Here is a 19,774-nt window from a genome sequence, read left to right as displayed (position 1 = left end):
TAGTCGTAATCAACGTCGCTTTAGAACATTCAATGTCATCGATGACTTTAATCGTGAGGCGTTAGGGATTGATATTGCAGTAAGCTTACCAGCAGGAAGGATTACCCGTTACTTAGATAAACTGGCTGAATATCATGGATATCCATTAAAAATACGAGTAGATAATGGACCAGAATTTACAGGAAAAACCTTTATAAACTGGGCTAAATCACATGATATAGCCATTGATTATATAAAGCCCGGTAGCCCTTATCAAAATGGTTACATTGAACGATTTAACCGGACTTATCGAACTGAAGTGTTAGATTTATATCTTTTTAACAACCTAGCGCAAGCAAGGAGAATAACCGAAGAATGGCTCACCATTTATAATACCGAAAGACCGCATGAGGCATTAAATAACATGACACCGATTGAGTATAAAACACTAAAACAAGCAGCTTAATTTTCTACGTGAATTGTGTACTAAGTTTGGGGCATTTACAGTTGTTTTAATAACAAAGTATTAGTTATTAAACTGTACTAGGAAAATTAGTTTTGTTACCATTTTGCAATGAAGATCATATTAAAGCGATACCAACTAATTTTGTAACTTCTAATATTTTTATTACAATAGGTTAAAGATCTACATTATTATGAAATAAGTTCTAAAAATGTCGGTAACAAATAATAATATTACGATTAAAGTAACGTTTTAAACCTAAATTGCTACAATTTATTCTGTTGTTATAATTTTATAATAATAATTTTTAACCCATTTATAATTTATTAAAAAAATAAGATATTTCTTAATAAGATAAGATATTTTATCCGCTAATAAATCTTGTTTAGGTACTTTTAATAAAGGTAATTTAATATTTTCAATTGATTAATCTTTTACCAAAAAGAGTCTACATTATTTTTTTAATAGTTAAAAAGCCTGTTTTTCTTTCTTCAAGGATGGTTTTTATATTAGTTCCAAAACCATTTATGTCCCAATGATTTTTATATAATAACAATAAGCGAATATATATTAATCTTTTTAATTATCATCACAATTTCAAACTTATTTAGAGATATTAAAATGAGTAATCATATTAATAACAATTCTATATTGTAATTAAATTACATAATCGGTATTAATACCTACAAATTATCCTTATTTTAAAAATAAGTATTCAATATTATCTGATTATTAGGATAATTTTCAGTTTAATTTATTCTTGCGCAATTATTTGGAATCAACTTGAATAAACCATAAAAATTTGATAGTTTACTGTTAATTATTTTATCATTTAACAAATAAAGAAGGTAAGTGTTATGACAATCAAAGTAGGTATTAATGGATTTGGTCGTATTGGCCGTATTGTTTTCCGTGCAGCACAAAAACGTTCTGACATTGAGATCGTCGCAATCAATGATTTATTAGATGTTGATTATATGGCTTACATGCTTAAATATGATTCAACTCACGGCCGTTTTGATGGTACTGTTGAAGTTAAAGATGGCAAATTGGTTGTTAATGGGAAAACAATCCGTGTTACTGCTGAGAGAGATCCTGCAAACTTAAAATGGAATGAAGTAGGTGTTGATGTTGTTGCCGAAGCTACAGGTTTATTCTTAGATGATGCAACAGCTCGTAAGCACATCCAGGCTGGTGCTAAAAAAGTTGTTTTAACTGGACCTTCTAAAGATAACACTCCTATGTTCGTTATGGGTGTTAATGATAAAGATTATGCTGGTCAAGATATTGTTTCTAATGCTTCATGTACAACTAACTGTTTAGCGCCTTTAGCTAAAGTTATTAACGACAACTTTGGTATTGTTGAAGGTCTAATGACAACAGTACACGCTACAACTGCAACTCAAAAAACTGTAGATGGTCCATCACATAAAGATTGGCGTGGTGGTCGTGGTGCAGCTCAAAACATCATACCTTCATCAACAGGTGCAGCCAAAGCTGTAGGTAAAGTTATTCCTGAATTAAATGGAAAATTAACTGGTATGGCTTTCCGCGTTCCAACTCCAGACGTTTCTGTTGTTGACTTAACTGCTCGTTTATCTAAACCAGCTAAATACGAAGATATCTGTAAAGTGATTAAAGCTGCTTCTGAAGGCTCAATGAAAGGTGTTCTTGGTTATACAGAAGATGCAGTTGTTTCTACAGATTTCTTAGGTGAAGTTTGTACTTCTGTATTTGATGCGAAAGCAGGTATTCAAATCAGCGATACTTTTGTGAAGCTTGTTTCTTGGTATGACAATGAAGTGGGTTATTCTAACAAAGTATTAGATTTAATAGCTGTTGTTTCTAAAAAATAATCGTTATTAAAGCGCTAAAAAAGTAACTAAAAACGCCCATTATCAAGAATGGGCGTTTTTAATAATAATATTACTATATTAATTAAATTACGACGACTTCTGAAGCTGCTGGTCCGCGAGGGCTATCTTGGATAGCAAATTCAACTTGTTGTCCTTCTGCTAGCGTTTTAAATCCGTCACCGGAAATTGCTGAGAAGTGAACAAATACGTCTTTGCTCCCATCGGCTGGCGTGATAAACCCAAAACCTTTACTCTCGTTAAACCATTTTACTTGGCCTGTTTTCTTATTCATTTACTAGATATCCTAACAATAATTAATATTTTGCCTTTTAGGCTCGTATAGACTTTTTACGCAACATTAATAATTCAACAGATAAAAAACAAAAAAATGACTAATAAACTACATCATAATTGTTAACCGTTTTCATAGAAATGTACTGCGTCATAAGTCTGTTACTATTACCGCATAATTTATATTTGAAAGCAAGAAATTAATGACAGTTTTTTTATCTTAGAGTGAAGTTTTTTATAAAATTTTTATATGTGTCGCATAATTTGATATATAGCAAATTATTAGCCGATAAAAAATTTTTAATTTATTTCGAAAGTAAAGAATACTAAATTAAGTGCAGATCTAAGGAAATGAGGAAGGTTAATATTAACTATTATGTATCCAATTTATAAAAGTAAACAAATTTATAATATTATTTGTTTTATGCGTTTTTATGGACATTTTAAAAACGTGAGTTAAATGAAATAGGGTTATTCTAAATAGTCATTTTTATCTTGTTACTTTTTTATAATTTAATTTCTGCCAAAAATGTTTGGTCAGATGTAAGAAGTTAAACTCTACAATATCCAGGTAAAATCATATTGGTAACCATATTTCAAATTTTTGTGGGACTAAAAAGAATATAAATGATACATTTATAGGATGTCTTAACAAAATATTTTCGAAATCAAATTAAAAGCCATAAGATATGATCTTATAGCTTAACTTAGGTAATGAATTCTATCTGATTAAAACGTATTATTAGGTGAAACTATTTACTTTTTGCTCTTTCAAATGATTCAACAATCTCTTTACGAGCAGCTTCAGCATTCTCCCAACCTTCAACTTTAACCCATTTGCCTTTTTCAAGTGCTTTATATTGTTCAAAAAAGTGCTTAATTTGAGATTTAAGCAGTTCAGGTAAATCATTTACATCTTTAATATGGTCATACTCTTTTGATAATTTTGTATGTGGAACAGCAACAAGTTTTGCATCTTCACCTGCTTCATCCTTCATTTTTAATACACCAACTGGGCGGCAACGAATAACTGAACCAGGTTGTAATGGGTATGGAGTTGGGACTAATACATCAACTGGATCACCATCAAGTGATAAAGTATGATTAATATAACCATAATTACATGGATAAAACATTGTTGTTGACATAAACCGGTCAACAAAAACCGTGCCTGTGTCTTTATCAACTTCATATTTAATTGGATCAGAATTAGCAGGAATTTCAATCACAACGTAAATATCATCGGGTAAATCTTTACCTGCAGGTACATTTAATAGTCCCATTTTAGTATCCTCTATCTTTGTTAATAATATTGTTTAATGATAAGTAAATAAGTGCGCCTATTAAAATTATTCAGTATCATTTAAATCTCTTAAGTATTGAAAAATTTGCTTGGCTACTTTTTGTGTTTTATTGGCTTCTTTTTCTTTCTTAGCTGCCCGAGCTAAAGCGCGAAGCTGCTGCCTATCAGCTGTGGGAAATAAACCAATAATAATTTCTGCATCACCTGTTTCAATCAAATCATCTCTCAGTTTTTCAATCTTATGAAACATTGCGACTTGTTGATTATGGCGATTTTTAAGTTTATCAAGTGCTTGAGTAATTGGTTCAATATCGCGGTTACGAAGTAGTTTTCCGATATATTGAATCTGTCTTCTGTATCCCTCTTTTTTAATTTTTTTTGCAAGTTCAATTGAATAACGTAAATCTTCATCAAGTGGGATCTTATCAATTTCATTTTTGCTTAAATTAACTAATTCAACTCCCAATTTCTTTAAAGCTTCAGCATCTCTTTTTATTTCACTTTTGCTGACATAAATAATTTCATCTTCAATGTCTTTTTTGTTAAATTCTTGCGCAGTGATTAACTCTTTTTGGTAATTCATAGGATTTCTTGTGTTAACAGTTAACTAAAATGTAATTCTGGCTTATTATAGCGTATCATTAGCAGAATTGTAGAAAATAATAAATGAGTATTGAACAGATAAAAAAAGATGCTATAAGCCAAAAATTACATTTATCAGCTATTGTAGCTAATGCTATAGAACAAGCTAAAAAAAGAGTCGATTCAGTGGAAGTCTCGATTAATCAAGCAACAGGACTAAGTGTAAGCACTCGCTTTGGTGAGGCCGAAAACGTAGAATTTAATAGTGATGGCGCATTAGCAATTACCGTTTTCCAAAACCAACGTAAGGGAAGTGCCTCAACCAATGATTTATCGCCAATAGCTATTTCACAAACGATTGATATGGCGATTAATATTATGCGGTACACTTCTGCTGATCCTTGCTCGGGTTTAGGCGATGTTAATCAAATGGCATTTAATCCTCCTGATTTAGATTTATTCTACCCAAGTGAGTTAAATGTTGATAAAGCCATAGAACAAGCAAAAATGGCCGAAGAAATGGCTTTGGCTCACTCTAAGCTTGTTAATAGTGATGGCGGTTATTTTAGTAGCCGATACGGGATTTATGTTTATGGTAATAGTTTAGGAATGTTACAAGGGTATTGTGCGAGTTCGCACTCACTTTCTTGCTCGGTCATTGCCGAGGAAGGTGGGCAAATGGAGCGTAATTATGCTTATACATCATCACGTGATACCAATGATTTAGCTTCCCCCTTATGGGTTGGAGAACAAGCAGCAAAAAAAGCAGTTTCTCATTTGGGCAGTAAGAAAATTTCAACTATGCAAGTACCTGTACTATTTTGTGCAGAAGTTGCAGTTGGATTACTTGGGCATTTGATAGGTGCCATAAGTGGTGGCTCAATATATCGTAAATCTTCTTTTTTATTAGACAGGTTGGGAGAATCGATTCTACCTTCTTGGACTACTATTCATGAAGATCCCCATGTTTTAAAAGGAATAGGTTCTTCACCTTTTGATAGTGAAGGTACTAAAACCATTAAACGTAATATCATTGAACAAGGTGTTTTACAAACCTATTTGCTAAGTAATTATTCTGCTAGAAAGTTAGGGTTAATTTCAACCGGTCATGCCGGTGGCATTCACAACTGGATAGTATCATCAAGCCTATATGATGCTGATTTTGATGCGATGCTTAAGAAATTAGATAAAGGGATAATGATTACTTCATTAATGGGGCAAGGTGTTAATATTGTTACGGGTGATTATTCTCGTGGAGCAACGGGTTTTTGGGTTGAAAATGGAAAGATTCAATATCCAGTTAGTGAAATTACTATTGCTGGTAATCTGAAAGATATGTATAAAAATATTGTCGCAATTGGTAATGATGTCGAAACAAGAACGAATATTCAATGTGGTTCAATTTTGATTGATAATATGAGTATAGCAGGGAAATAAGAGCAGTATGGGCAGATTTTTACATAGTACCTTTTTTCAAAAAATAACTTCATGGATGCCGGGGTTAAGTAGTTTATTACAATATAAGCGAGAATATTTTACTTTTGATCTTAAAGCGGGCTTATCGGTTGCTGCTGTTTCGTTACCTGTGTCCATTGCTTATGCTGAATTAACGGGAGTCGGTGCAATAGCAGGGCTATATTCAACTATTTTACCTTTAATTGTGTATGCGCTTTTTGGCTCTTCTAAACAACTAATTGTTGGGCCTGATACAGCAACTTGTGCGGTGGTTGCTGCTGTTGTATTGCCGTTAGCGGTTAATGATCCTGTATTACGTTGGCAATTAGTTGTTATATTAACAATTATGATCGGTATTTGGTGTATTATTGCCGGGAAGTTGCATCTTGGTGCACTGGCTGACTTACTGAGTCAACCTATTTTAATTGGTTTGCTTAATGGAATTTCAATTACTATTATGGTTGATCAATTAGCTAAAACATTAGGATTTCATTATGATTATTCCTATTTGATTGAGCGAATTATTTATTTTCCATTTAAGATATTCCAAATTCATATAGGAACAGCACTAGTTTCATTTTTTACTTTGCTGATTTTAGTTAGTTTAAAGCGATTAAAACCACAATATCCAGCTCCACTGTTAGCTGTTATTGTGATGACGATATTTTCATGGTTGTTTAATTTTGATCATTTTAATATTCGTATTATTGGTAATGTGAGCAGTGATTTTATTCCTGTCGAATCATGGATTGATTTTGATAAAGGTTTAATGCGTGATTTAGTTGTACCTTCGCTTAATATTGCTATCATCTGTTTTGTTAGTATGATGATAACAGTACGTAGTTTTGCTTCTAAAAATAACTATGAAACAAATGCCGATGTCGAATTTAAAGCGTTAGGTATGGCTAATATTGCAGCAGGGCTATCACAAGGTTTTGTCGTTAGTGGTACATCATCAAGAACTGCTGTGAATGATGCAAATGGGGGTAAAACACAGCTAGTTTCAATTATTGCCGCAATCTTAATTGGTTTTGTAGTAATGTTTTTGCTTTCCCCTTTGCAGTATATTCCAACTTGTGTATTAGGGGTGATTTTAATTTATTCTTCAATTTCCTTAATTAATTTTCAAACGATCATTCGCTTTTTTAAATTTGATCGTGACGCTTTTTATTTAAGCTTATCAACTCTAATTGCGGTACTCTTAATTGGAATTATTCCAGGTATGGCTCTTGCTGTTTTATTAGGTCTATTTTTATTTTTACGACGTATATTTAGACCTAAAGATCAACTATTAGGCATTGATGAAAGTGGGAGAATTCATTCATTAGGACAAGGTGTTAATCCAGTAAATAATACCATTATTTATAGATTTAACTCTCCATTAACCTATTTTAATATTGCCTATTTTAAAAGAAGAATTATTAATTTTATTGATGAAGCAGAGGAACCAATTAACTATGTTATTGTTGACGCAATACCCTGCTTTACCTATAAAGATGTCAGCGTAATATCGGGCATTGATGAACTAGTCAGATCGCTGAAAATACGTAATGTTGTTTTGATTTTATCGGGTAGACGAAAAACACTTAAAAATTGGTTTAAACAAATGAATATTAATCTCGATGATAAATGTATTGAAATTACTTATGATCTTTATTTCGCTGTTCGATTAGTTCAAAGCAGGAGACATATGGAAAAAAATAAGTTTGATTAATCTGCATTATATTTATTTTTAATAAATTAAGGAGTAAGCAACCTGTCTCCTCAACAGAAAATGTATAAAAATTAACATTAGATTCAATGTTATTAATAAATATTTTACAAAAAATAGCTTTTTGTTTTTTTGAGAACTTTTCTATTTTAATAATAGTAAGATATTAATATAGACAATTCCCTACAAATTTAAGTAAAATAATAGATCTTTTAAATTAAGCAAACAAGTAAAATCATCAGAGGTAAAAATGGCTCGTGTAACTGTCCAAGATGCAGTAGAAAAAATAGGTAATCGCTTTGATCTCGTTTTAGTTGCAGCAAGGCGTGCTCGCCAATTACAAGTCGAAAATAAATCACCACTAATTCCCGAAGAAAACGACAAAGAAACTGTTGTTGCTTTGCGTGAAATTGAAGATGGTCTTGTAAATAAAAATATTCTTGATACTGCTGATTTTCAAACACGCCAAGAAGAAGAGGCAGAAGTACTTTCTACTCTGCATGAATCGATTCTCCTTGAAAATACGCCATCGTACGAATAAGCTTAACAGGAATTGCCTATGCAATATTTTGATAGCTTAAAAGAAATCATTACGTCGTATCTTCCTCCTAAACAAGTTGAGATTATACAAGGTGCTTATCTTTTTGCTAAGAAAGCTCATCAAGGGCAATTCCGAAGTAGTGGTGAATCATATATAACTCATCCCATTGCAGTTGCAGCAATATTGGCCGAGATGCGGCTTGATTGTGATACAATTATCGCTGCACTTTTGCATGATACCATAGAAGATACAACAGTAACTTTTCAAGATATCACCAATCATTTTGGTAAACATATTGCCATTCTCGTTGAGGGTGTATCTAAGCTTGATAAATTAAAGTTTCGTAATAGACAAGAAGCACAAGCCGAAAATTTTCGGAAAATGATGCTTGCAATGGCTGAAGATGTTAGGGTTATTTTGATTAAACTTGCTGACCGTACGCACAACATGAGAACTCTTGCTGCGTTAAGGCCTGATAAGCGGCGTCGGATTGCAAAAGAAACGCTAGAAATTTATGCACCACTAGCACATCGTCTCGGTATTCATCATATCAAAACAGAGCTCGAAGTTTTAGGCTTTACAGCTATGCATCCAAACCGAGCAAAAGTCATCGAAAAAGTTATCAAGTCCGCTCGAGGAACAAGAAAAGAACTTATTCAGCAGATCTTATCTGAGATCAGAAGTCGATTATTAGAAGCCCACATTGATGCAGAAGTTGAAGGATTAGAAAAAAATATTTATGTGATTTATCAGAAAATGCAAATGCGCGAGCAGCATTTTCATTCAATTATGGATATTTATATTTTTAGAATTTTGGTGAAAGATATTGATGCTTGTTACCGTGCACTTGGCCTTGTGCATAATCTTTATAAACCACGCCTTAATCGTTTTAAAGACTATATTGCTATTCCAAAAGCGAATGGTTATCAATCATTACATTCTTCATTAATTGGTCCACATGGCACACCAGTTGAGGTTCAGATCCGTACTGAAGATATGGATCAAATGGCTGAAATGGGAGTAGCTGCGCATTGGGTTTATCATGAAAACAATGCGCTCAATAATACAACAGCACAAATTAAAGCTCAACGTTGGATGCAAAGCTTACTTGAATTGCAACAAAGTGTAGGTAATTCATTTGAGTTTATAGAAAACGTAAAATCAGATTTATTTCCTAAAGAGATTTATGTTTTTACACCAAAAGGTCGTATAGTGCAGTTACCAGAAGGAGCGACTGCAGTTGATTTAGCTTATGCAGTCCATTCAGATATTGGATATCAATGTATTGGTGCAATTGTGGATCGTAAGCCATATCCTCTTTCACAACCCTTAAGTAACGGGCAAACGGTTGAAATTATTACTTCTCAAGAGAGTAGACCTAATGCTAACTGGTTAAATTTTGTAGTTAGTGCTAAAGCTCGATCGCGCATTCGTCAAGCGTTAAAAACATTAAAACGTGAAGATGCAATTGAATTAGGTCGACGATTGCTAAACCTATCCTTGCTTAGGTCTGGTGGTATTAATGCGCTTTCTATAAAACAGAAAAATAAGATTATTGAGTTAACAAAATTGCAATCTTTTGATGATGTGTTAGCGGAAATTGGGCTTGGAAATATCATGAGCCATTTTATTGCTAAAGGAATAGTACACGAAGAATTATTTCAAGATTTGTCTGAGACAAATAAAACACTTGTTATCACTGGTAGTGAAGGTGTTTTAGTGACCTTTTCAAAATGTTGTCATCCAATTCCTAATGATCCTATTGTTGGGTTGGTTAGCCCAGAAAAAGGATTAACAGTGCATCATGAATCTTGCCGAAATGTTTCTGGTTATCAAAACAACCCCGAACAATATATTTTAACAAGATGGGCGCTAGATATTACACAGCTATTTGTCGCTGAAATTTGGGTGGATATTACCAATAATCAAGGATCACTTGGACATATTCTTTCTATCATTAATGATGAGCAAGCACATATACAATGGCTTAATACTGAAGAAAAAGATAGGCAAATTTACACGATTATCCTTCAAATTGAAGTTAAGAATACACAAAAACTTAATGATTTAATGCGGAAAATCTCATTTCAGCAAGATGTTGTTAGTGTCACTCGTAATGTTAATCAGCGATGATGAGCCGATTTTTTAGTCAACTGCCATTGATACAATTAACGGGTATTGGGAGTAATCTAGAAAAAAAATTCCATACACTGGGCATATACACAGTTCAAGATTTATTATTGCATTTTCCTCTACGTTATGAGGATCGTACTTCTTCATGTGCCATTGGAGATGTTTCTATAGGTGAATACACCACTATAGAAGGGCGGATTATAAAAAGTGAAGTAATTTTTAGACGCCGACAAATGTTAATCTGTCATATTCAAGACGACTCAGGTATTGCGATATTAAGATTCATGCATTTTAATGCTGGAATGAAAGCAAGCTTAGTTCCGGGAAAATGGATCACGGCTTACGGTGAGGTTAAAAACGGAAAAACGTATCCCGAAATTATTCATCCCCAATTTAAAATAAAGACAAACCTTCAAGAAAAAACGGTTAATTTGGAGGATAACCAAGAACGTTTTACACCTATTTATTCCACAACCTATGGATTGACTCAGAATGTCATTCGTAAATTAATTCAATCAGCTTTACTATTACTTAAACGTAATCTTCCTGAGGAGATTTTGCCAGAAAAGCTGGCAAGTCGTTATTTAAGTGCATATGACTCACTAAATATTATCCACAATCCACCAATTGATACTGAGATTAAACTGTTAGAATCGGGTGAACATCCTGCGATTAAACGTTTTATTTTTGAAGAGTTAATTGCTTACCATTTAAGTATGTTGATGATAAAAAAACATAACCAAAACCAGCGATCGCATCCATTTTATCCAAGCCAGCGCTTAATTAAGCCATTTTTATCCTTATTACCTTTTACGCCAACTCGTGCTCAGCAACGCGTTGTGCAAGATATCTATCAAGATATGACCAAAGCAGTGCCCATGATGCGATTAATTCAAGGTGATGTAGGTTCTGGTAAAACGTTAGTTGCTGCTTTAGCTGCATTAAATGCGATTGAAAACGGTAATCAAGTGGTGTTAATGGCGCCGACCGAAATATTAGCTGAACAGCACTATAACAATTTCAATAATTGGTTTACGCCGTTAGGGATTAGCCTTGAATGGTTATCTGGTCGATTAACCGCTAAAAATAAGCAGCTTCGTTATGAACGTATTAAAAATGGTGAAATCACCATGTTAATTGGTACGCATGCAGTGTTTGTGGATAAAGTTGAGTTTGCTTCGTTAGGATTAGTCATTATTGATGAACAGCATCGCTTCGGTGTAAACCAACGTTTAACTCTTTGGGAAAAAGGTATTAAAAATAACTTTCATCCACACCAATTAATTATGACTGCAACGCCGATTCCTCGAACACTAGCCATGACAGTATATGCAGATTTAGATGTTTCTATCATTGATGAATTACCGCCTGGGCGAACGCCCATTACTACAGTTGTCATACCTAATACTCGTCGTGATGAAATTATTGAACGTGTCAACCAAGCTTGCCTTGATAACCGCCAAGTTTATTGGGTTTGTACATTAGTTGAAGAATCTGAAATGCTTGATGCCCAAGCTGCTGAAATACTTGTAGAAGAATTACAACAAAGATTGCCACATCTTAATATTGCTTTAGTACACGGCAAAATGAAATCAGATTTAAAACAATCAGTCATGCAAGACTTTAAAGCTGGAATGATTCAACTACTTGTTGCTACAACGGTTATTGAAGTCGGTGTTGATGTGCCTAATGCGAGTTTAATGATTATCGAAAATGCAGAACGATTAGGCTTAGCTCAATTACATCAATTGCGAGGGCGAGTAGGGCGTGGAACGGCGGTATCGCATTGTGTGCTTATGTATCAAGCGCCTTTAAGCAAAGTTGCCCAAGCACGCATGAAGGTAATGCGTGAAAGTACAGATGGATTTGTTATTGCCCAAAAAGATCTTGAACTTCGTGGTGGTGGCGAAATTTTAGGTACTAGGCAAATGGGAGTGGCTAATTTTAAAGTTGTTGATCTAATTCGTGATCAACATTTGATTAGTGAAGTACAACAAGCCTCTTATGATATCCAAACAAATCACCCACAAAGCGCAGCGCAATTAGTTGATTGTTGGCTTCCAAATCGTGAAAAGTATATTAATGCTTGATTAATAATGTTAAGTTAGATTGACGTGTGGATGATAAAATTATCATTTGAATCCGTCCACACGTTAAAGTCTAATAGCTAAATTCGCCGATTATAAGAATGAGCGATACGGCAACTCTGGTTCATCGATAAAAATATCTCTAAAGCCACGATAATGTTGATAATGCATTTTATTCTTATCGGTTGGGTAAGTATATTTACCACCAACTTGCCAAAAGAAAGGTGTAAATTTATAATCAAGACGATCTTTTTTCATTTTCCATAAAACTTCAATTTCACGAGGATCGCTTTGGAAGTTTGCCCAAATATCATGGTGGAAAGGGATCACAACTTGAGTATTAAGAGATTCAGCTGCTCGCAAAATATCGGCCGATGTCATTTTATCGGTCACGCCACGAGGATTTTCGCCATAAGACAGCAGTGCTACATCAATTTTGTAATCATTCCCATGTTTGGCATAATAGTTAGAATAGTGGGAATCACCAGAGTGATACAGTGAACCGCCTGATGTTTCAAATAGGTAATTTACCGCTCTATCATTCATACCATCTAAAATAGATTTATCGGTTGATGATACGCCTTTTGGCAAAGTCACCAACGATGTTCTATCAAAAGAGTCTAATACTCGAATTGTAATATCACCTACCTCAATTGTTTCTCCCACTTTAGCAACAATACAACGTTCTTCAGGTACGCCCCAGCTTTTCCATAATTCCACACAAGCTTTTGGACCAATAAATTTTACTTTGGGTGAACAGTTTTGAATAACCGCAGCAGCAACATTTACATCAATATGATCGGCATGATCATGCGTTGCCATCACTGCATCAATTTTTTTTATTGCAAAAGGATCAAGAACAAATGGACTGGTTCTTAAGTTAGGCTGCAATTCACGGACTCCACCCATTCGCATCATTTGGTGTTGCTTGTTCATTAATGGGTTTGCGTGAGTTTTTTTACCAGTACCACACCAAAAATCAACAGATATATTGGTATTACCTGCTGATTTCAACCAAATACCTGTACAAGCAAGCCACCACATAGTAAATGTATTGGGTTTAACCTCTGTAGCTTCAATCTCCTCATTAAGCCAAGTTCCCCACTCAGGAAATGTATTTAATATCCACGATTCACGGGTAATTTCATTTACTTTACTCATACTCTGTTCCTTTTACAATTTAATAGTTAAACTAAAATAACTTCAACGCCTTGCTCCTTAATGCATTCAATTACGTCCTTATTGGCTTGTTTTCCAGTAATCAAAATATCAATTTTATTTACTGGGCAAAAAAGCATGCCAGAATTGGCCTTAGTATCAATTTTTGAGCTATCAACGACCACAACTAATTTTTCAGTTTTTTCCAATATTTGTTGTTCAGCTATAGCACCTAGAATTTCGTTTTTATAAAGACCAGTTGGTGTTAATGTTTTACCACTAGTAAACATCCACTTGCCTGCATAAGAATCGGTTATGTTAGCAATAGGGTTAAGAATAATATTTTGTGTTTTGTTATATAATCCACCCATAATGATGACATTTTCATGATCATGCTCAATTAAATAACAAGCTAATGGAAAATAATTAGTAATAATTGAAACATCTTTCCCACACAGTTCACGCCCTAGTAAAAAAGCTGTCGATCCACAATTTATAACAATATTTTCATCACTGTTGCATAACTGTGCAGCACGAATTGCAATACGTGCTTTTTCGTGATAATGATCGGTATTGTTGTTGTCAATCGGTGCCCAGATTGGTTTTACTTCTTCTAATCGCATAACGCCATTACGAACTTTTTTAACTCGCCCTTCCTGATCAAGCTTAGTAATATCTCGCCTTGCTGTTGCTGGCGATATAGCAAAGTTTGCGATCAACTCAGTCACTTTAACCATACCTTTTTCGTTTACCAACGCTACTATTTCGTTATGCCGTGTAATTTCGTTCATTTTTATATTTTATGATTAAATTTGATTATTTTATCGTAATTTTTATTTATGTTGTTGTCAATTATTATAATTTAATTTATTAATGATTAATTATTTAATATGTTGATAATAATGCTTATTTTTATTTTTTTCTTGTAATTTTTTATAAATTGTGATGACTGTCACAGATATTATAATGGTTATCATAGAAAAGTGATCTTTATCAAAGTAATCATAAATAATCATTGAGTGATTTGTTTTGATTGTAGAATATAGTAAGTGCTATCTAATAAGTCATTACGAATAACATTAAAGTGATCAGCGTTTCCATTCATTCACTTTGCAGGTTGTAAGTATTTTGATGAGAGGCATTTAGCTAAAACGCAATATCAAAATGTAGTGTTGTAAGGACAATAAGAAATGTCAATAACTGATGAGAGGAACATATGGAAGCAATCTATAACGTATTTTATATTTTTTATAGTCAAGTGATGACAAAAGCGCCTTTGTTACTTGGCTTAGTGACGATGCTTGGTTATTGTTTATTACGTAAAGATCTAACTACAGTGTTAAAAGGTACAATTAAGACCATTGTTGGATTTATGCTATTGCAAGTTGGATCTGGTGTGTTGGTTTCAACATTTAAACCTGTTATTGCTAAACTTGCAGAATACCATGGTATTAAAGGCTCAATTATTGATACTTATGCCTCTATGGTGGCCGTTGAAAATGGTATGGGTGAGCACTATTCATGGGTAGGTTATGCAGTTTTACTCGCTTTAGCTATCAATATTTTATTAGTTATTTTTCGACGCCTGACAGGTATTCGAACTATTATGTTAACTGGTCATATTATGTTCCAACAGGTCGGTTTAATTGCACTATTTTACTTTCTTTTTGGCTACAGCATGTGGGAAACCATCATCTATTCGGCTATTATCACCGCACTTTATTGGGGCATATTTTCTAATATGATGTTCAAACCAACCGAAGCGGTAACTGGTGGAGCTGGGTTTTCAATTGGTCATCAGCAACAGCTAGGTTCTTGGATTGCGGTTAAAGTGGCACCAAAATTAGGTGATAAAAACGACACAGTTGATAATCTAAAATTACCAAAATGGTTACATATTTTTCATGATAGTATTGCTGCAACCACAATCGTAATGACGATTTTCTTCGGTATTATATTACTTTCCTTTGGGTTAGATAATTTACAAACAATGGCAGGTTCCACTCATTGGACTATCTACATCTTTGAAACAGGGCTTAAATTTGCCGTCGCAATTCAAGTTATTGTTGGTGGTGTACGCATGTTTGTTGCTGAATTATCTGAAGCTTTCAAAGGTATTTCAGAAAAACTGATCCCTAACGCAGTATTAGCCATTGACTGTGCGGCAATTTACGCTTTTTCTCCAAATGCGATGGTATTTGGTTTTATTTGGGGGGCATTAGGGCAATTCTTAGCGATTGGCTTGCTCCTTATCTTCAAATCGCCAATTATGATTATTCCGGGATTTATACCGATGTTCTTCTCCAATGCAACTATCGGAGTATTTGCTAACCATTTCGGTGGATGGAAAGCGGTAATGAAAATATGTTTTTTCATGGGAATGATAGAGGTATTTGGTTCAGCTTGGGTGATTAATATCTTTGCGCAAAACAGCACGCCAATTGATTCATGGATGGGTATGGCAGATTGGGCAATTTTATTCCCACCGATTTTGCAAGGTTTGTTTTATTCTCATTTATTTATCTATGTACTGATAGCACTTGCGTTAATTTACATGTTTTTTGCTGCTAAACAGTTGCGCCAGGAAGAGTCCATACAACAAAAAAAACCAGAAATTAACGATGAACATCAAGATATTAACGAAGCTGTACTTGAAAAAATGGATGAAGTTGCTGTGAGTGAAGGTCGTCCAGTGCGGATTTTAGCGGTATGCGGTAGTGGGCAAGGTTCATCAATGATGATGAAAATGAAAATCGCCAATTATCTAAATAAAAAAGGTATTCCAAACGAAATGGACTCCTGTGCTGTAACAGATTACAAATCACGTTTGCCAAATGTCGATATCATCGTCGCTTCTAAGCATCTTATTCATGAAATCGAAGTTAATGAAGGTCAACATGCATTAGGTGTGCAAAATATGCTAAACCCACAAACCTTTGGCGATGAGCTTATAAAACTAATTGAACAAGTGCTTTTAAAATAGATTTTAAATACTTAAGGAGTACACCATGGCTTTAAAAGAATCATTAATTGAAAATAACTCTATTTTACTCAAAGCTGAGGCATCAAATTGGCAAGAAGCAGTCAAATTGGGCACTGATATGTTAGTTGCCTCTAAAGCAATAGAACCTTCTTATTACGATGCCATTATCCGCAGTGTCAAAAAAATGGGACCTTACATTATTATTGCACCAAACTTTGCCATGCCTCACGCAAGGCCTGAAGATGGTGTAAATCGTACGGCTTTTGCTTTGGTAACTTTAAAAAATCCAGTCTATTTTGATGGCGAAGATGAGCCTGTTGATGTCTTAGTGACATTAGCCGGTAGCACATCTGATCAGCATATGGAAGGATTAATGGAAGTGACTCAAATCTTAGATGATGAAAATAGTGAAATAGGAGTAGATCTTGATAAATTAAGACGTTGTAACACTAAAGAAGACGTTTATTTAGTTATAGCTCAAGCCTTAAATGGAGGTTGAATTATGTACCAAGCTTTAAAAGAACGTGTTTTAAAGGCTAATTTATTACTACCCAAATATAATTTGGTAACCTTCACTTGGGGTAATGTATCTGAAATCGATCGCGATAAAGGTCTTATCGCCATTAAACCTTCTGGTGTTGAGTATAGCAATATGAAGGTAGATGGTATTGTGGTTGTTTCACTAACGGGGGATATTGTAGAAGGAAAATTAAATCCTTCAAGTGATACAGCAACACATATTGAGTTGTATAAAGCATTTCCACTAATTGGCGGCATTGTGCACACGCATTCTCGTTACGCTACCATTTGGGCTCAAGCAGAATTAGATATTCCAGCACTGGGTACCACTCACGCTGATTACTTTTATGGCGATGTGCCTTGTACACGTGAACTAACCGATAGTGAAATCACAACTGATTACGAAAAAAATACAGGATTAGTAATAATAGAAGAGTTTAAACGCCGAGGCTTAGATCCTGTTGCTATGCCTGGCGCTATCATATCAGGTCATGCCCCATTTTGTTGGGGGAAAAACTCCCTAGATGCGGTACATAATGCTGTAGTACTTGAAGAAGTAGCTATGATGGCGCTTTCAACTCGACAACTTAATCAAACAATCAAAATACAACAAACATTATCTGATAAGCACTATTTTCGCAAACATGGTGAGAATGCTTACTACGGTCAAAAATAACAAATATCAAGGAGAACAACATGACAGCACCTAAATTACAAATAGCATTAGATCAAACTGAATTAGCACCAGCACTAGATGTGGCAAAAAATGTAGCAGGTTTTGTTGATATTATTGAAGTTGGCACCATTCTTGCGTTTGGTGCTGGTATGCAAAGTGTAAAACGGTTAAGAGAACTCTACCCAAATCATATTTTAGTGTGTGATTTAAAAACCACTGATGGAGGGGCGATATTGGCAAAAATGGCGTTTTCAGCTGGAGCCAATTGGTTAACTGTATCAGCTGCAGCTCATATTGCAACTGTAGAAGCATGTAAAAAAGTGGCTGATGAATTTAACGGTGAAATTCAAATCGAATTGTATGGTCACTGGACTTTAGATGATGCCAAAGCTTGGCGAAAACTTGGTATTAAGCAAGCCATATACCATCGCTCTCGTGATGCAGAACTAGCAGGTATTGGTTGGGGGGAAGATGATATAACTAAAATGCGTCAATTGTCTGATTTAGGACTTGAACTATCAATTACAGGTGGAATTGTGCCAGAAGATATCCATCTATTTGCAGGAATAAAAACCAAAGCCTTTATTGCTGGTCGTGCACTTGCTAATGAAAATGGCCAAAAAACGGCACAAGCATTAAGAGATCAGATCGCTAAATATTGGTAACAACCGCATGTAGCTGAACAAATCGGCTACATGATTTCTTTTCATATAAAAAATAGGTTATCACCATGCCGCAAAGTAAAGATATATCAAAAACATTGTATCAAATCAAAAATACTCCTCGTATTGGTATTTATGAAAAAGCCTTACCTAATGAATTATCATGGCAAGATAAATTACAAGTAACTAAAAAGTTAGGATTTGATTTTATCGAAATTTCGATTGACGAATCAAATGAGCGCCGAGCTCGATTAGATTGGTCTGACGATGAAATCTATTCACTCAGACATCAATGCGAAAAAATCGGAATTCCACTACATTCCATGTGCCTAAGTGCACATCGTAAATATCCATTTGGTTCAGCCAATAATGATATCCGTAGTGAAGCCCAAACCATTATGGACAAAGCCATTACGCTAGCTTACAAGTTAGGAATAAGAGTAATTCAACTCGCTGGCTATGATGTTTATTATGAACCTGCTGACTTACAAACGCATCAGTGTTTTATTCAAGGTATGCAGTGGGCAGTTAAGCAAGCAGAACGAGCAGGGGTAATGTTAGCGGTTGAAATTATGGATACGCCGTATCTTAACAGTTTAAGCAAATTCGAAATCCTCAAAAAAAATATCGATTCTCCTTACTTTATGGCTTACCCTGATGTCGGTAATATTACTGGTTGGAATTATGATACTTGCACTGAACTTATGTTAAGTCGTGACCATATTGTCCAAATTCATCTAAAAGACACATTTAAAGTTAAGGTTGATTATTCTGGGCAATTTAGGGATCTAGTCATTGGTGAAGGTGAAGTTGATTTTGCCGCTATTTTTGAAACACTTCGTACCATGAATTATGTTGCGCCATTGGTAATTGAAATGTGGGCAAAAGATGATAAATGGCAAGAAAATATCATGATTGCTCAAAAAAGGTTAAAAACAATAGGGCAAAAGGCGAAATTTCCTATATTTAGTAAATTGTACAATTAATAGTTATCTAGCTATTATTAAATGCTCTACCTAATTGATAAAATTGTATAATTTTTAACTATCTAAATATAGTGCAGCGTTAAAAGTAAGAAATTGTCTATGATAAAAGTAAAAGAGGATTTGGACATGAAAAAATTTATATAGGGCTTTTCTAAGTGTTTTAATCGTATCTAAAAGTTAGGTAGTACAGGACAATGGATTAAAAAATTAAAGGTTATTTAATATAAAAAAGTATTATTTTATTTCTTAACCCTTTTGGATTGAATCGGAAGAGCGAAGGCTTTTACTTCCGATTAATATATTGAGAAAAACAATATTTTTTCTGAAATTGAAAACTTAAAATATCTTTTAATATGTCAAATATAATTATGTCATATTTTGTTATATAG

At 34.2% G+C, this 19,774-nt stretch carries 17 protein-coding genes; 12 read left to right on the top strand and 5 right to left on the bottom strand.

The window, feature by feature from the left end:
• Positions 1-445 (top strand): integrase core domain-containing protein (locus A9G36_RS08425; RefSeq protein WP_141670642.1); only part of this gene is annotated, 445 nt, incomplete at its 5' end.
• An 854-nt stretch (positions 446-1,299) separates the two neighbouring features.
• Positions 1,300-2,298 carry a glyceraldehyde-3-phosphate dehydrogenase gene (gene gapA, locus A9G36_RS08420; RefSeq protein ID WP_034943291.1) on the top strand — a complete coding sequence of 333 codons (999 nt, stop codon included), beginning with the start codon at positions 1,300-1,302 and terminating at the stop codon, positions 2,296-2,298.
• A gap of 82 nt (positions 2,299-2,380) precedes the next feature.
• Here the strand turns inward: gapA and cspE are convergent, their stop codons facing one another.
• The 3 genes from cspE to yjgA all read right to left on the bottom strand — a co-directional run bounded on the left by cspE (position 2,381) and on the right by yjgA (position 4,475).
• The gene (cspE, locus tag A9G36_RS08415) at positions 2,381-2,590 is read right to left on the bottom strand and encodes a transcription antiterminator/RNA stability regulator CspE (RefSeq protein ID WP_034943290.1); all 210 of its coding nucleotides are present in this window, start codon (positions 2,588-2,590) and stop codon (positions 2,381-2,383) included.
• 751 nt (positions 2,591-3,341) lie between these two features.
• Complete coding sequence (gene ppa / locus A9G36_RS08410; protein WP_034943289.1) at positions 3,342-3,872, bottom strand: inorganic diphosphatase; 531 nt, start codon at positions 3,870-3,872, stop codon at positions 3,342-3,344.
• Between the two features lie 66 nt (positions 3,873-3,938).
• Complete coding sequence (gene yjgA / locus A9G36_RS08405; protein ID WP_065585634.1) at positions 3,939-4,475, bottom strand: ribosome biogenesis factor YjgA; 537 nt, start codon at positions 4,473-4,475, stop codon at positions 3,939-3,941.
• Positions 4,476-4,558: 83 nt separating this feature from the next.
• Here yjgA and pmbA point away from each other — a divergent pair, with 83 nt between their 5' ends.
• From pmbA to recG, 5 genes are all read left to right on the top strand, one after another.
• Complete coding sequence (pmbA, locus tag A9G36_RS08400) at positions 4,559-5,911, top strand: metalloprotease PmbA (protein ID WP_065568894.1); 1,353 nt, start codon at positions 4,559-4,561, stop codon at positions 5,909-5,911.
• 7 nt (positions 5,912-5,918) lie between these two features.
• The gene (locus A9G36_RS08395) at positions 5,919-7,643 is read left to right on the top strand and encodes a SulP family inorganic anion transporter (protein ID WP_218055781.1); all 1,725 of its coding nucleotides are present in this window, start codon (positions 5,919-5,921) and stop codon (positions 7,641-7,643) included.
• Positions 7,644-7,890: 247 nt separating this feature from the next.
• Positions 7,891-8,181 (top strand): DNA-directed RNA polymerase subunit omega, encoded by a 291-nt coding sequence (gene rpoZ / locus A9G36_RS08390; RefSeq protein ID WP_034943286.1) that lies wholly within the window; start codon positions 7,891-7,893, stop codon positions 8,179-8,181.
• Positions 8,182-8,199: 18 nt separating this feature from the next.
• Complete coding sequence (gene spoT / locus A9G36_RS08385) at positions 8,200-10,314, top strand: bifunctional GTP diphosphokinase/guanosine-3',5'-bis pyrophosphate 3'-pyrophosphohydrolase (RefSeq protein WP_065568893.1); 2,115 nt, start codon at positions 8,200-8,202, stop codon at positions 10,312-10,314.
• The gene (gene recG, locus A9G36_RS08380; RefSeq protein ID WP_065585633.1) at positions 10,311-12,404 is read left to right on the top strand and encodes an ATP-dependent DNA helicase RecG; all 2,094 of its coding nucleotides are present in this window, start codon (positions 10,311-10,313) and stop codon (positions 12,402-12,404) included. The genes spoT and recG overlap by 4 nt, the downstream gene beginning before the upstream one ends.
• A 90-nt stretch (positions 12,405-12,494) precedes the next feature.
• Here recG and ulaG read toward each other — a convergent pair whose 3' ends face one another.
• Positions 12,495-13,562: an L-ascorbate 6-phosphate lactonase gene (ulaG, locus tag A9G36_RS08375; protein ID WP_065568891.1), complete on the bottom strand. Its 1,068-nt coding sequence runs from the start codon at positions 13,560-13,562 to the stop codon at positions 12,495-12,497.
• Positions 13,563-13,588: 26 nt separating this feature from the next.
• Positions 13,589-14,350, bottom strand: coding sequence for an HTH-type transcriptional regulator UlaR (gene ulaR / locus A9G36_RS08370; RefSeq protein WP_065568890.1), 762 nt, complete (start codon positions 14,348-14,350; stop codon positions 13,589-13,591).
• Between the two features lie 425 nt (positions 14,351-14,775).
• Between ulaR and A9G36_RS08365 the strand changes: the two genes are divergently transcribed.
• The 5 genes from A9G36_RS08365 (at position 14,776) to A9G36_RS08345 (ending at position 19,385) form a co-directional block, all read left to right on the top strand.
• Complete coding sequence (locus tag A9G36_RS08365; RefSeq protein WP_065585632.1) at positions 14,776-16,542, top strand: PTS ascorbate-specific subunit IIBC; 1,767 nt, start codon at positions 14,776-14,778, stop codon at positions 16,540-16,542.
• Between the two features lie 25 nt (positions 16,543-16,567).
• Positions 16,568-17,041 carry a PTS sugar transporter subunit IIA gene (locus A9G36_RS08360; RefSeq protein WP_065573982.1) on the top strand — a complete coding sequence of 158 codons (474 nt, stop codon included), beginning with the start codon at positions 16,568-16,570 and terminating at the stop codon, positions 17,039-17,041.
• A gap of 3 nt (positions 17,042-17,044) precedes the next feature.
• Positions 17,045-17,737, top strand: coding sequence for an L-ribulose-5-phosphate 4-epimerase (locus A9G36_RS08355; protein ID WP_065585631.1), 693 nt, complete (start codon positions 17,045-17,047; stop codon positions 17,735-17,737).
• A 20-nt stretch (positions 17,738-17,757) separates the two neighbouring features.
• Positions 17,758-18,402 (top strand): 3-keto-L-gulonate-6-phosphate decarboxylase UlaD, encoded by a 645-nt coding sequence (locus A9G36_RS08350; protein WP_034943275.1) that lies wholly within the window; start codon positions 17,758-17,760, stop codon positions 18,400-18,402.
• A gap of 95 nt (positions 18,403-18,497) precedes the next feature.
• The gene (locus A9G36_RS08345; protein ID WP_442902661.1) at positions 18,498-19,385 is read left to right on the top strand and encodes an L-ribulose-5-phosphate 3-epimerase; all 888 of its coding nucleotides are present in this window, start codon (positions 18,498-18,500) and stop codon (positions 19,383-19,385) included.
• The last annotated feature ends 389 nt before the right edge of the window (positions 19,386-19,774 follow it).

The sequence above is a fragment of the Gilliamella sp. Choc6-1 genome (assembly GCF_001690385.1).
GTDB lineage: Bacteria > Pseudomonadota > Gammaproteobacteria > Enterobacterales > Orbaceae > Gilliamella > Gilliamella apicola_A.
The sequence above is the reverse complement of the archived record's forward strand: the minus strand, read 5'-3'. Positions and strand labels throughout refer to the sequence as shown.

What these genes read in the sequence shown, in the direction of transcription:
- gapA (WP_034943291.1), top strand. Translation starts at nt 1,300, where the DNA reads ATGACAATCAAAGTAGGTATTAATGGATTTGGTCGTATTGGCCGTATT.
- cspE (WP_034943290.1), bottom strand. Translation starts at nt 2,590, where the DNA reads ATGAATAAGAAAACAGGCCAAGTAAAATGGTTTAACGAGAGTAAAGGT.
- ppa (WP_034943289.1), bottom strand. Translation starts at nt 3,872, where the DNA reads ATGGGACTATTAAATGTACCTGCAGGTAAAGATTTACCCGATGATATT.
- yjgA (WP_065585634.1), bottom strand. Translation starts at nt 4,475, where the DNA reads ATGAATTACCAAAAAGAGTTAATCACTGCGCAAGAATTTAACAAAAAA.
- pmbA (WP_065568894.1), top strand. Translation starts at nt 4,559, where the DNA reads ATGAGTATTGAACAGATAAAAAAAGATGCTATAAGCCAAAAATTACAT.
- A9G36_RS08395 (WP_218055781.1), top strand. Translation starts at nt 5,919, where the DNA reads ATGGGCAGATTTTTACATAGTACCTTTTTTCAAAAAATAACTTCATGG.
- rpoZ (WP_034943286.1), top strand. Translation starts at nt 7,891, where the DNA reads ATGGCTCGTGTAACTGTCCAAGATGCAGTAGAAAAAATAGGTAATCGC.
- spoT (WP_065568893.1), top strand. Translation starts at nt 8,200, where the DNA reads ATGCAATATTTTGATAGCTTAAAAGAAATCATTACGTCGTATCTTCCT.
- recG (WP_065585633.1), top strand. Translation starts at nt 10,311, where the DNA reads ATGATGAGCCGATTTTTTAGTCAACTGCCATTGATACAATTAACGGGT.
- ulaG (WP_065568891.1), bottom strand. Translation starts at nt 13,562, where the DNA reads ATGAGTAAAGTAAATGAAATTACCCGTGAATCGTGGATATTAAATACA.
- ulaR (WP_065568890.1), bottom strand. Translation starts at nt 14,350, where the DNA reads ATGAACGAAATTACACGGCATAACGAAATAGTAGCGTTGGTAAACGAA.
- A9G36_RS08365 (WP_065585632.1), top strand. Translation starts at nt 14,776, where the DNA reads ATGGAAGCAATCTATAACGTATTTTATATTTTTTATAGTCAAGTGATG.
- A9G36_RS08360 (WP_065573982.1), top strand. Translation starts at nt 16,568, where the DNA reads ATGGCTTTAAAAGAATCATTAATTGAAAATAACTCTATTTTACTCAAA.
- A9G36_RS08355 (WP_065585631.1), top strand. Translation starts at nt 17,045, where the DNA reads ATGTACCAAGCTTTAAAAGAACGTGTTTTAAAGGCTAATTTATTACTA.
- A9G36_RS08350 (WP_034943275.1), top strand. Translation starts at nt 17,758, where the DNA reads ATGACAGCACCTAAATTACAAATAGCATTAGATCAAACTGAATTAGCA.